General features: G+C 30.5%; 12 protein-coding genes and 1 pseudogene. 4 read left to right on the forward strand and 9 right to left on the reverse strand.

The window, feature by feature from the left end; translation table 11 throughout:
• Window positions 1-214: 214 nt before the first annotated feature.
• Window positions 215-1,498: an aminotransferase class I/II-fold pyridoxal phosphate-dependent enzyme gene (locus tag B2G86_RS11270; RefSeq protein WP_078358263.1), complete on the reverse strand. Its 1,284-nt coding sequence runs from the start codon at window positions 1,496-1,498 to the stop codon at window positions 215-217.
• 166 nt (window positions 1,499-1,664) lie between these two features.
• Here B2G86_RS11270 and B2G86_RS13445 point away from each other — a divergent pair, with 166 nt between their 5' ends.
• Window positions 1,665-1,841, forward strand: a complete 177-nt coding sequence (locus B2G86_RS13445) for a hypothetical protein (RefSeq protein WP_170167693.1) — start codon at window positions 1,665-1,667, stop codon at window positions 1,839-1,841.
• A gap of 34 nt (window positions 1,842-1,875) precedes the next feature.
• On the opposite strand, the gene rsgA is transcribed toward B2G86_RS13445, so the two are convergent.
• Complete coding sequence (rsgA, locus tag B2G86_RS11275; RefSeq protein ID WP_078358265.1) at window positions 1,876-2,925, reverse strand: ribosome small subunit-dependent GTPase A; 1,050 nt, start codon at window positions 2,923-2,925, stop codon at window positions 1,876-1,878.
• A 224-nt stretch (window positions 2,926-3,149) separates the two neighbouring features.
• Between rsgA and B2G86_RS11280 the strand changes: the two genes are divergently transcribed.
• Entirely contained in the window at window positions 3,150-3,656 is a 507-nt protein-coding gene (locus B2G86_RS11280; protein ID WP_078358266.1) for a methylated-DNA--[protein]-cysteine S-methyltransferase, read from the forward strand.
• A 38-nt stretch (window positions 3,657-3,694) separates the two neighbouring features.
• On the opposite strand, the gene B2G86_RS11285 is transcribed toward B2G86_RS11280, so the two are convergent.
• The 6 genes and pseudogenes from B2G86_RS11285 to groES form a co-directional block, all read right to left on the reverse strand.
• Window positions 3,695-4,258, reverse strand: a complete 564-nt coding sequence (locus B2G86_RS11285; protein WP_078358267.1) for a GNAT family N-acetyltransferase — start codon at window positions 4,256-4,258, stop codon at window positions 3,695-3,697.
• Window positions 4,259-4,772: 514 nt separating this feature from the next.
• A complete protein-coding gene (locus B2G86_RS11290) occupies window positions 4,773-5,867 on the reverse strand; it encodes an ABC transporter permease (RefSeq protein WP_078358269.1) in 1,095 nt (364 codons plus the stop codon).
• A complete protein-coding gene (locus B2G86_RS11295; protein ID WP_078358270.1) occupies window positions 5,857-6,591 on the reverse strand; it encodes an ABC transporter ATP-binding protein in 735 nt (244 codons plus the stop codon). The genes B2G86_RS11290 and B2G86_RS11295 overlap by 11 nt, the downstream gene beginning before the upstream one ends.
• Window positions 6,592-6,692: 101 nt before the next feature.
• Window positions 6,693-6,872: pseudogene (locus B2G86_RS11300) on the reverse strand (Abi family protein); the annotation flags it as partial.
• A 214-nt stretch (window positions 6,873-7,086) separates the two neighbouring features.
• On the reverse strand, window positions 7,087-8,712 hold the full coding sequence (groL, locus tag B2G86_RS11305) for a chaperonin GroEL (protein WP_078358271.1): 1,626 nt from the start codon (window positions 8,710-8,712) through the stop codon (window positions 7,087-7,089).
• Between the two features lie 42 nt (window positions 8,713-8,754).
• Window positions 8,755-9,039, reverse strand: coding sequence for a co-chaperone GroES (gene groES / locus B2G86_RS11310; protein WP_078358274.1), 285 nt, complete (start codon window positions 9,037-9,039; stop codon window positions 8,755-8,757).
• 174 nt (window positions 9,040-9,213) lie between these two features.
• Between groES and mroQ the strand changes: the two genes are divergently transcribed.
• On the forward strand, window positions 9,214-9,984 hold the full coding sequence (mroQ, locus tag B2G86_RS11315) for an intramembrane glutamic endopeptidase MroQ (protein WP_078358277.1): 771 nt from the start codon (window positions 9,214-9,216) through the stop codon (window positions 9,982-9,984).
• Window positions 9,985-10,026: 42 nt separating this feature from the next.
• On the opposite strand, the gene B2G86_RS11320 is transcribed toward mroQ, so the two are convergent.
• Window positions 10,027-11,457 carry a phosphate--AMP phosphotransferase gene (locus tag B2G86_RS11320; RefSeq protein WP_078358279.1) on the reverse strand — a complete coding sequence of 477 codons (1,431 nt, stop codon included), beginning with the start codon at window positions 11,455-11,457 and terminating at the stop codon, window positions 10,027-10,029.
• Window positions 11,458-11,569: 112 nt separating this feature from the next.
• Here B2G86_RS11320 and B2G86_RS11325 point away from each other — a divergent pair, with 112 nt between their 5' ends.
• Complete coding sequence (locus tag B2G86_RS11325) at window positions 11,570-13,270, forward strand: M3 family oligoendopeptidase (RefSeq protein ID WP_078358281.1); 1,701 nt, start codon at window positions 11,570-11,572, stop codon at window positions 13,268-13,270.
• The last annotated feature ends 102 nt before the right edge of the window (window positions 13,271-13,372 follow it).

Consider the following 13,372-nt stretch of genomic DNA (forward strand, 5'->3'; position numbering starts at 1 on the left):
TATATTTTGTTAATACCATAGAAAAACCAATGGTTGATTACATCTAAAGATATTACACAAAATTATGGACTTGACTTTTACTGATACCACTTAGTCACAGAATACCTTTATTCTCACAAGTCAGAAAAAATAAGAGCAAAAATTCAATGTTAACATTGAATTTTTGCTCTTATTAATTTTCCAGAACTTTTGTATCCGGACTACTTTGAATTTATTATTTTAAGTCGTGAATTGCGTTAGCGATTGATTCAAATACATGTTCAATATCTGATTTTTCGATACAACTAAATGCAATTCTAATGTCTGTTTTGTTTAAAGCAATAATACCAATACTATAGTTATTAATGAGATGTAATCTTAATTCTTCTGGGTCTACATCTTTTACTTTAACAGCCATAAAGTAGCCTGAATTAAATGCATACGGTGTCCACAATTCTTTATATGCATCACGATATGCAACTTCTTTAGTTACTTCATATCTTTCTTTCAAAATATTAATGTTTTGATCAATTTGTGATTGGAATGAAGGATCTTCCATTGCATGAATAATTGCTGTTTGGCTAGGTAAAGAACAACTAGATAAATTACTTCTAATTAATCCTTTTAATTTTGCTACTAATACATCTTTAACTTTCTCGTTCTTGCTGCCAAAAGTTAGGAACCCTACTCGGAATCCCCAAGCGAAATACTCTTTTGTTGCACCATCTATTTTGACTGGCATAACATTTTCATGGTCTAACTGTGTTAAAGCTGTAAACACAGATTGTTTATATACATCCTCAAAGAACAAGCCATAATAGGCATCATCTACTAATGTAATAACTTGTGTGCCTTTATCTGCTAATTTTTTAATTGATGCTACCATTTCCTCAACTTCTTTAACCACTGGCGTATAACCTGTTGGATTATTAGGGAAATTTAATACTAATACTACTTTTTCTTTATTATAATTCTCAAGAACATTTTTGAAATATTCTAATGTAAAGCTTCCATCTTCCTCAAAAGCTTGATAAGTTTCAATATTAGCACTATGTCTTACACCAAATGCTAGTTTATAGTTACCCCAGTTATGTTCTGGTAACAAAATTGTATCTTGAGCATTTACAAATAAATCACCAGCTAATGATAAACCATGTGTTAATGCATTAGTGACTATTGGCTTAGAAATGTCATTAGAACTTAAATCAGGATTATCTTTTAAAATTTTCTTTTCCCAAAGTGTACGTAATCTCTCATCACCCTGTGGTGGAGAATAAGGGAAAATATCACTTGGATCTTGATCACCAAACTGATTATATAAAGCATCTGCGTACATGATACCTTCGTCAGTTGTAGCCATACCAATCGTAGCATTATATTTAGTGCCTTTTGCTTCACCAGATTGTGATAATATACCTTTTGGATAATAAATTGATTTACCTAAATCAGAAAGCATATCTAATAATACTGGATATTCCTTTTTCAATTGTTCGTTCAATTCTAAAGCTAGTGGGTTCATAGAAAGTCATCCTCTTTCATTGTTATGATACCTCTATACTAGACGAGAATTATAAAAATTAAAAGCATGTTTACTAAATTTCATAATTTATTTTTAAAAGTACTTATCCTTTTGGATTACAATATAAAAATTGATATAATATAAATTAAGAAAAGGAGTCAATTTTATGTCTACAATTACAAAAGCTCTATTAGGATTAGCGATTGTCTCATTAATTATTGGATTAGGTTTTGAAATTAGCGGACAATCTGGTATTCAATTTACATTAGCATCCATTTTATTTTTAGTTGCTGCCTTCATTAGTAGAAGTAGTGATCGTAAAAAGAGCAATAAAAAGAAATAACAGGCTGGACAATTAAATGTCTCAGCCTGTTATTTTAATATTTCACTTTATTTCGTTTGCGATTAGATTTTGTAATACTTTTCCATTCTTGTTTCTTCTCTGAAGCTGCTTTCTTTGATACCTTAGATTCATTAAACGCTACTTCTCTGAGTAGCTTTAAATAATTGTCGTATCTACTTTGATCTAATTCACCACTTTTTATAGCTTCTTGAACCCTACATTCTGGTTCATTATCATGAGAACAATCTTTGAATTTACAATATTTTGCTAAATCCATAATATCTTCAAAACTATTCTCAATAACTTCTTTATCAGCTGATATCGAAAGACTTCTCATACCCGGCGTATCTATTATAATCCCATTAGGTTCAATGAAATATAATCCTCTATGAGTAGTTGTATGACGACCTTTACTGTCTGCATCTCTCGTTGAATTTACTTTTAATGTATCATTGCCTATCAAGTAATTAGCAATACTGGATTTACCCACTCCAGAAGAACCGACTAAAGTAGCCGTCATACCTTCATGAAATCTATTTTTTATTTGTTCTAAATTGATACCTTTAGTTACACTTGTTACGATAATTGGTATATCTTTCACTCTATCTTCTACAAGCTTTACCTTATCTTTATAATCCTCTATTGTATCCATTTTATTCAATATAATGACTGGGTTAGCTTTACTCTCATTTATTTGAATTATATATCTTTCTAATCGATTTAAATTGAAATCGTTGTCCAAACCCATTACGACAAATACTTCATCTAAATTTGTCGCAATATATTGATTTAGTGATTCATGTTTTTTTGATTGACGTTTTAATTCACTAATTCTCGGTAATATATCAATAATTAATTGAAAATCAGCTAATTCGTTAACTATTACCCAATCTCCTATTGCAGGAATAGAATTATTTTGAACTAATTTTTGTGTAATTTCTCCTTTACATTCACCTTTTGTTGTTAAAATTCTAAAATGATTTTGAGCAACAAATGATATTCTTCCAAGTTGAAAGTCGCTTGTAAAGTATTCTTCGAAAAAATCTAGCTGTTCTTTTTTGATGCCTAGTTGGTATAAATTCATTTAATTCCCCTTATAATTTATATATTAGGAATTATGGCCACCCATTCTTAAGTTATCTTGAAACAAGTTATTTAATACCATCATAAAACATCATCCTTTCAACTTTATTAACATTATTGTAAGGGAATACTTTATTATAAGCAATATTTCATAGTAATTAGCCACTTAAGATAAATAAGTACATACAGTTTAAATATGTTAAAATTTCAATAGGAGTGATAATTATGACTTTATATCAAAAGTTTATTCATACCAAAGCCGGTGAAATGTTAGCAATTGCTGATGAAACGCATTTATTAATGTTGCATTTTATTAATAAGCCTTCTCTTGAAGAAGAATTACAAATTGTTAAACAACAACTTAAGACTGATGTACTTTTACAAAGTAATAAAGTATTAGATAATCTTGAACAAGAATTAAATAGCTATTTCGATGGTAAATTAGATTCATTTTCAACGCCGATTAAGTTTAATTTTGGCACACCTTTTCAACAAAAAGTTTGGACTGCATTATGTGAAATACCTTATGGAGAAACCATTTCTTATAAACAACTTGCAGAAAATATAGGTAAGCCGACTGCCTTTCGTGCAGTTGCAAATGCAAATGGCAAAAATTTCATTACGCTTATAGTCCCTTGTCATAGAGTGATCGCAGCAGATGGTTCATTAGGAGGATATTCTAGTGGTATAGAAAGAAAGGAATTACTACTTGAAATAGAGAAAAAAAACTAACACTTGATTAGCGCTAATCAAGTGTTAGTTTTTCTCTATTAAACTTTCTTCACCATATATTTATAATCATGTCCACTTAGAACTCTATCAGTTAAAGATTCAAAGCCGAGTTTATTATACAATTTCAATGCACCTTTATTATCAAAATCACAATTTAATGAAACTTGTTTAAATCCTAATTTTTTAGCATTTTCAAAAGTAAATTCTATTAGTTTAGATGCAATCCCTTTTCCTCTATATTTCGTAAATACTGCAACAGATTCTATATAAAAATCTCCATTGTCTGTTTCATGTTCAGGTAAAGGTGTACTTTCTAAATTAAATGATTCGTTAAAATCTATCTCTAACCAATTGTTTTCAAGTTGTGCTTCATCATCGCCAGCATAACAATTTATAAATCCTGCTAATTCATCATCAACTTCGAATACATGGATATGTTTATAGTTATTTCTGTAATTTCCTTCAACTATACTTTGTTCAATGACTTTCAACACTGTAACTTTGTCATTATTAACAACTAAAGGCAGTTCCATATCATTCCATATAATATACATTAACTCACTTAACTGTTTTGCATCTTTCTTCTGAGCAGCTCTAATCATAGCTATTCCCCTTTATTACAAATTATGTCTATTTTATCATGTTTGCTCTGTCTTGATAAATTCAAACGCTCTATTTATCATGTTTGCCTCGTCTTGATAAATTCAGCCGCTCTATTTATCATGTTTGGCCTGTCTTGATAAATTCAGCCGCTCTATTTATCATGTTGGCCTCGTCTTGCAATATTCAGCCTTTCTATTTATCATGTTTGGCCTGTCTTGCAACATTCAGCCGCTCTATTTATCATGTTTGCTCTGTCTTGCAATATTCAGCCGCTCTATTTATCATGTTGGCCACGTCTTGCAATATTCAGCCGCTCTATTTATCATGTTTGTCTCGTCTTGCAATATTCAGCCGCTCTATTTATCATGTTGACCACGTCTTGATAAATTCAAACGCTCTATTTATCATGTTTGCTCTGTCTTGATAAATTCAGACACTCTATTTATCATGTTGGACCTGTCTTGATAAATTCAAGCCTTTTATTCACTTTCCTAATAAAAATATGACATTTTTTTATACTTTTCTATATCTCTTCAATCCCACTATATTCAAAATTGTAAATCCTATTATAAATACAAGTAATATACACATATCAAACCAAATGTATTCAAATCCTTGTCCTTTAATCATTATATTCGTCAAAGCATCACCGGCATATCTTAATGGGAATAAATAACCAATTACGCTAATCCAACTTGCAACATTTTCTAACGGAATAATACCAGAGAAGAATACTTGTGGTATCACTACTATAGGAATAAATTGAATCATTTGGAATTCAGAATTTGCAAATGTAGAAACAAATATTCCCATTGCTAAAGCTGAAAGAGCAGTTAAAATATTAATTAATATTACCAACCAAATACTCCCAGCTAAATCTATTTTCAATAAGTAAATTGCATAAAAAACGATAATGATTGTTTGAAAAATAGCAAATAAGCCATATCCTGCTAAGTATCCAAATACTATTTCACTTCTTTTAACTGATGTTGCAAGCAAACGTTCTAAAGTACCATTTGTTCTCTCTCTTAATAAAGCAATACCAGATATTAAAAATACAAAGAAGAATACAAAGAATCCAATTAGTATAGGAAACATTTTATCAAAATAAGTACTATCTGAATCTCCATATAAATAATGATTGTCTAATTTCAATTCTTCAGAAGCTTTTGAGTTACTTTGTTTCAGATTATTGGGCAGTTTCTCAATAACATTAACCACATCTTGCATTTTATTTTTTTGTAATACGGTACTTATTATTTGCTTAGTCGCACTAGACTTACTTGGATCTTCATTTGTATATGTGACATACAAATCCGAACCTCTTTTTTCTATATATGCATCTAATTCTGATTTTTCTATCGTTTTTCTAATCGAATGTGTATTCTCATAACTTTTAATATCTACTTTATCTTTTGGTATTTCCTTTGTAATTGTACTCGGAACATTCTCATTTATACCTATTGTTAAATTAGTTTCTGAATTTGTATTAAATATGAAATACATAAGTGTTAATACTAATATTGGCGCAAATAGCATTAATGCAAGTGTTCTTTTATCTCTAATGAGCTCTTTAACAACTCTTATAAAAATAGCTTTAAACCTCATGATGATCACCTTCTTCAGCTTGTAAAAACACCTCTTCAATAGTGTTAACATTAAATTTATCTTTCAATGCTTGTGGTGTACCTATTTCAAAAAGTTTACCTTCAATTATTAAACCAATATAGTCACATCTTTCCGCTTCACTCATAACATGCGTTGTCACAATCACTGATTTACCTTTATTAGTTAAACTGTTCAACTGCTTCCAAATATCCCTTCTTAAACTAGGATCAATACCTACAGTTGGTTCATCTAAAATTATAAGGTCTGGGTTTGAAATGAGTGTAATAGCTAAAGAAAGTCTTCTTTTCATACCTCCAGAAAAAGTAGAAACAATTTTATCCATATCTTGCTCCAAGTTCACTAACTTCATATTTGTTACCATTTCTTGTTCTAATTTTTCTCCTTTTAAACCCATTAGATTGCCAAAGAATACTAAATTTTCTCGAGCAGATAAATTTTCATATAATGCATCACTTTGGCCCATATAACCTATACGGTTAAGCACTTTTCTATTTGGTATATCTTTGTTAAATACTATAGCATGACCTGATTCTAAACTTTCCATACCCATCAAACATTTAATGGTAGTTGTTTTCCCTGATCCACTAGGACCAATTAATCCTAATATCGTACCAGAATTGAGTTCTATATTTATATTATTTAAAACTGCTACTTTATCGTAGTACTTAGTCGCATTTTCTAATTTTGCTACAACCTCTGTCATAATTGGACAACTCCTTTTAAAATCTAGTTTCAATTTTATTTATTATTGCAATTATAACGCTCTTAAAGAAAAAACACCCACTAGTTAGTGAGTGTTAAAGTAAATCTTTCTGGAACTACAGGTACTTCTTGACTATCTAAACATAAAAATAAGTCCTTGTATCCGTTTATTATGTTATAGTAGTTTTCATTTTCTAAATCCCTTTTCTTCTCGCTAGGGACTTCTAATCCTCTATCTCGTAAAATTTTCAACTGTTGATTATGTGTTTTAAAAGGTTTCATTTAATTCATAACTCCTAAAAAGATAGCCATAACCCGAGTAGAGTTATGGCTAGATCATTTGTATATATATTACACTATTTCTCCAAGTAAAGCAACGACAAAATCATACAAAAAAGACGCTTCCCAAAGGTTTAGTAACCTAATGGGAAACGTCAATAAAAATTATGTCATTAATATTTGCTAAATGCCTTCAAATCAACGTTTGATGGCTATTTTACATCATGCCTGGCATACCGCCCATGCCGCCCATATCTGGTGCAGCTGGTTCGTCTTCTGGTATATCTGCTACTACCGCTTCAGTAGTTAAGAACATTGCTGCTACTGATGCTGCATTTTGTAATGCTGAACGTGTAACTTTTGTTGGATCCACAATACCTGCATCTAACATGTTTACCCATTCGTCTGTTGCTGCATTGAAACCAATACCTTCATCTGCATTTTTAAGTTTTTCAACTATAATTGAACCTTCTAATCCAGCATTTTCAACTATTTGACGTAATGGTGCTTCTAAAGCTTTCAATACAATATTCACACCTGTTTGAACGTCGCCTTTAGCATCTACTTCTGCTACTTTATTATATATTGAAACAAGTGCAGTACCACCACCTGCTACAATACCTTCTTCAACTGCAGCACGTGTAGAGTTTAATGCATCTTCAATTCTTAATTTACGTTCTTTTAATTCAGTTTCAGTTGCTGCACCTACTTTTATAACTGCAACACCGCCTGCCAATTTAGCTAAGCGTTCTTGTAATTTTGTACGGTCGAAATCTGAAGTAGTTTCTTCGATTTGTGCTTTAATTTGACCAACACGAGCATCTATATTAACTGAATCTCCTTGACCTTCAACTATTGTTGTATCATCTTTAGTTACTTGAACTTTACCTGCTTCTCCAAGCATATCTAATGATGTTTCTTTTAAGTCTAAACCTAAATCATCAGTAATAACTTGTCCACCAGTTAAAATAGCTAAATCATCTAACATTGCTTTACGACGATCACCAAATCCTGGTGCTTTAACAGCAACAGCAGTAAATGTTCCACGTAATCTATTTAATACTAAGTTAGTTAATGCGTCACCATCTACATCATCAGCAACGATTAAAATCGGTCTGTTTGTTTGTAATATTTTTTCTAAAATAGGTAAAATATCTTGGAATGATGAGATTTTTTTATCTGTAATTAAAATGTATGGATTTTCTAATTCAGCTGTCATTTTATCAGAATCTGTAACCATATATGGAGAAGTATATCCTCTATCAAATTGCATACCTTCTACGACTTCTAATTCAGTACTGAATCCTTTTGATTCTTCAATTGTAATTACACCGTCATTACCGACTTTCTCCATAGCTTCTGAAATAAATTTACCTATTTCTTCATCTGCTGCTGAGATAGAACCAACTTGAGCAATTTCTTCTTTCTTCTCAACTGGTTGTGAAATTCTGTGTAACTCTTCTAATGCTACTTTAACAGCTTTATCGATACCTTCACGAATACCAACAGGATTAGCACCACTTGTTACGTTTTTCAAACCTTCTTGAATCATAGCTTGAGCTAACACTGTCGCTGTAGTCGTACCGTCACCAGCAACATCATTTGTTTGGTTAGCAACTTCAGCTACTAACTTAGCTCCCATATTTTCGTATGCATCTTCTAATTCAATTTCTTTTGCAATTGTTACACCATCATTAGTAATTAATGGTGAAGTGAATTTTTTATCTAAAACGACATTACGTCCTTTTGGTCCTAATGTAACTTTAACTGCATTAGCTAATTTATCTACACCAGCGAGCATTGAACGACGTGCATCTTCTGAAAATTTTAATTCTTTAGCCATTTATAATACCTCCATAATATATCTTCAACAAATCTAAATTAATTATTCTATAACTGCTAAAATATCCTCTTCTGAAAGGATAATATATGTCTCTTTATCACGTTTAACTTCTGTTCCTGCATATTGTTGATAAACAACTTGATCTCCTACAGCAACATCTACAGTAAGTCTTGTGCCATCTTCTAAACGCTTACCTGGTCCAACAGCTACAACTTTACCTTCGTTAGACTGTTCTTTAGCTGAATCTGTTAATACAATTCCGCTAGCTGTAGTTTGTTCTGTTTCTGTTTTCTCGATAATAATTCTATCTCCCAATGGTTTTAACATTTATAAAATCCTCCTTGGCGCTATTAATATTAGCACTCTTAATACTTAAGTGCTAACTACATTTTTATAATAATCAAATTTGGTCAAAATTACAAGCAATATAACTTAATTTTTTCTCTTTTCGTACTAAATAAGGTACAATATGTACATGTTTATTTTTGGAGGAATTGAAATATGCAATTTAATCGACTAACTGTCAACATTGCTACATTACTATTATTTGCCGTTGTACAAACGATAGCAATTATACCAAATAGCTTATACGCGGATTCAGGACTATCTAAAATCACAAGATTAGAGATTAGTTTAACTTGGATGTCTGCTTCAGCTATCATTGCAGTGTTATTATTATGGTTTATGAACTCAAATATTAAAAATCCAACTCGTCTTGAGAAACAAACAAAAGAACCATGGGTATATGTTATTTTTTGGTGCATAGCGGGAATATTTCTTGCAATGTTCGGACAAATAATCGCAGCTTTAATCAATACTTATATTCTTAATCAACCTATGGAGAGCGGTAACACGCAAAATCTTATGAAGATTGCACAACAATCACATATATTGATTATTTATATCGTATTAGCTGGTCCTATACTTGAAGAACTGATATTCCGAAAATTAATTTTTGGTGAAATATATAATATGATTAAAGCACCTAAATGGTTAAGTTTTATAATCGCAGTATTAGTCAGTTCGTTTGTCTTTTCTCTAGCACATTCAGACCCCGAACATACTTTAATCTATGTAGTAATGGGAACTGTTTTTAGTGGGCTATATGTTTTAACTAAAAGAATCATCGTACCAATCGTTGCCCATATGGGAATGAATGGTATCGTAGTTTTAGGTCAAATTGTTTTTAAAGATCAACTTAATGAACAAATAGAAAAACAATCACAAGTATCTAACCTTATTTATCAAACATTTATTAATATGTATTCATAAAAATAAAAAGCCTCGGATATTTTTATCCTTGGCTTTTATTTTTCAATATTGTTTAACGCCCCATAAAGCTTCTTCACATTTTTTAATGATATACTTTAACACTTCAATTCTTGCTGATTTTTTATTATCAGCTGGTACAATGTGCCATGGTGCGTAATCGGTATTTGTTTTTTCTATCATATCGTGACTAGCTTCAATATATAAATCCCATTTCTCTCGATTACGCCAATCTTCATCGGTTATTTTCCATTGTTTTTCAGGGGTTTCTTCTCTTTCTTTAAATCTTTTTAGCTGTTCATCTTTATCTAAAGTTAAAAAGAATTTTAATACAATTGCACCTTCATCCGTCCACATTTTCTCAAATTGATTAATTTCTTGATACGCACGTGACCATTCATCTTTAGTTGCAAATCCTTCGACTCTTTCAACTAAGACTCTGCCATACCAACTTCTATCAAATATTTCAACATGCCCACTTCTTGGCATATCTTTTGCAAATCGCCATAAATAATGATGAGTAAGTTCGACATCTGTAGGTGCACTAATTGCATTGACCTCATAACCAGTTGGGTCTAATTTTTCTCTTACTCTTTTTATATTTCCACCTTTACCGGCAGCATCCATTCCTTCATACACCAATATTAAAGGTATTTTTCTTTCATACAAAGCAAATTGCAGCTCTTTTAACCTGCTTTGTAGTTCACCTATTAATGATTTGTATGTTTTATTGTTTATCTTTTCAATAGATTGATTAAGTAATTCAGATTTAAAATTATCACTAAAATTGCCATCACTTACTTTCTTAGTCTCTTTATGTAGTTGAATGGCACTTTTTAAACGCGTTATAATATGTTGATTCATTGATTTAATAGCTTCATCTTTTTCTGTATAATCAATAATTTTCCATTCATCTTTAGGTGCATCTTTTAAAATTTTATGCATCTCTTTATGGTAAACATCATCAGCTATAGCACTTTCATATTCTTGTGCTTTCCAATTTGTAAGTGGATTTTCCTTCATTTCTTTTAAATGCGCTTTTCTTTTTTTATCACTAATCTCAATATAAAACTTAATTATTTCATACCCATCATCTTTAATCATCGATTCAAAATTCTGTATTTGTCTTTTTAATACATGATATTTATTATAAATGGAATTCTTGATTTTATTTTCTTGGTATTCAATAAAATATGCATACCAACTTCTAAAATAAATGTTAATATCTCCTCTAGCAGGTAAACTGTTCCAATATTTCTGTAAAAATTGGTACCTAAGATCATCCTTTGTAGGAGACTTTGTAGGTATAAAACGCGTGTATTTTGCATCAAGTGTTAATAAAAGTTCGTTAGATAGTCTTGTCTTCCCTGAAGCTGGAACACCCTCAAATACAATCATAATAGGAATTCCAAGTTCTTTAGTTTCCCTAGTTAAAGCTGCTACTTCTAAAGATAATTGTTCATTATTTTTAGTCATATCAATACACCTCTTTTCAAATAATATTATATGCCCACATTACAGTTTTCGCAATTTTCAAGTAATTATTATATTGATAATGGTATAATACTTTTAATATGGAGGGAAAATTATGACACTTACATTTAAAGAATATCAATATGAACAAATAAACATTGAAGAAAAAGAACAAAAAACGAAATCACTTTTAAAAATATTAGATCACGCTGAAACAATTGCTGAAGCTATAGAAACTATAAATAAAATAAACAAAATAAGAAATCATACAGATACATACTTCAACATTGCTTACATTAGAGCATCTATCGACAGTCACGATGATTTTTATAGTAAGGAAAGAGACTTTTTTGATGAAAATATGCCTAAAATACAAAATTTAGATAACCTATTTTATGCATCATTACTTAATTCTAAATTTAAAGACGAGCTAATTAAACATTTTGGTCAACAATTATTTTCTTTAGCTGAAGTTGCTTTAAACACTTATCATCCTTCAATCAATGAATTACTCATAAAAGAAAATAAGTTAGTAAGTAAATATGATAAATTAGTTGCCTCAGCAGAAATTGAATATAAAGGAGAACAGTTAAATTTATCACAGTTTAGTCAATATTTAATAAATAAAGATAGAAATATACGTAGAGATGCATACATTACGAAAGAAAAATTTTTCGACGCTCATTTAGAAGATTTTGATCGAATTTATGATGAGCTTGTTAAAGTTAGACATGAAATAGCTATAAAATTAGGATATGACAATTTTGTTCAACTTGGTTATGATCGCATGCAAAGGATTGGATATGGTGATCAAGATGTTAAAGTTTTTAGAGATCAAGTAAAAGAATTTATCGTTCCTATAGCTGAAACTATTAAAGCACAACATGCTAAACGTATAGATGTTAACCAATTAAAAGTATATGACCAAAATTTCACGTTTAAATCGGGATCACCTAAACCACAAATAACAACAGATGAAATTGTAGAAAATGCTAGAACAATGTATTATGAACGCTCTAATGAAACAGCAAAATTCATAGATTTTATGATAGATAAAGAATTGTTTGATTTAGAAGCTAAGAAAGGAAAAGAAAGTGGTGGTTATTGCACTATTATTAATGATTTCAAATCACCATTTATCTTCGCCAACTTTAATGGTACACAAGGTGACATCGAAGTCATGACTCATGAAGCTGGTCACGCTTTTCAAGTTTTTGAAAGTCTAAAATATTCTGTACCTGAATATTACTTTCCGACTTCTGAAGCATGTGAAATACACTCTATGAGTATGGAATATTTAACTTATCCATGGATGAAGCTATTTTTCAAAGAAGACACAGAAAAATTTAAGTTATCACATTTAGAAGATAATATTAAATTTTTACCATATGGCGTAGCGATAGATGAGTTTCAACATAAAGTGTATGAAAATCCAGGAATTTCTGTTGAAGAACGAAGAAAAATTTGGTCTAACATAGAGAAGAAATACTTACCAACTATAGATTATGATGGCATACACCACTTAGAAAATGGCGCTTTTTGGCATAGACAAGGTCATATATTTGCTTCACCTTTTTATTATATCGATTATACATTAGCCACAATTTGTGCAATGCAATTTTATATCAAACAAGAAAATGATAAAGAACAAGCATGGGCTGACTATTTAAAAATATGTCAAATCGGCGGATCTCAATCATTTGTGAATATTATTGAATCAGTTGGTTTACAATCACCATTTGAAAAAGGCACTGTAAAATCAATTGTGGAACACATTTATAAAGCAATTCAAAATATTGATCAGTCCCAATTCTAAAGACAACTTTACTAAGTTCTGCCAAGTTGTAGATTAAGTCACTAGTTAATCGAAGAGTTCGATCAAGTTGTAGATTAAGTCGGACGTTAATCGAAGAGTTCT

Source organism: Mammaliicoccus fleurettii (assembly GCF_002018435.1).
In the GTDB taxonomy this organism is placed as follows: domain Bacteria; phylum Bacillota; class Bacilli; order Staphylococcales; family Staphylococcaceae; genus Mammaliicoccus; species Mammaliicoccus fleurettii.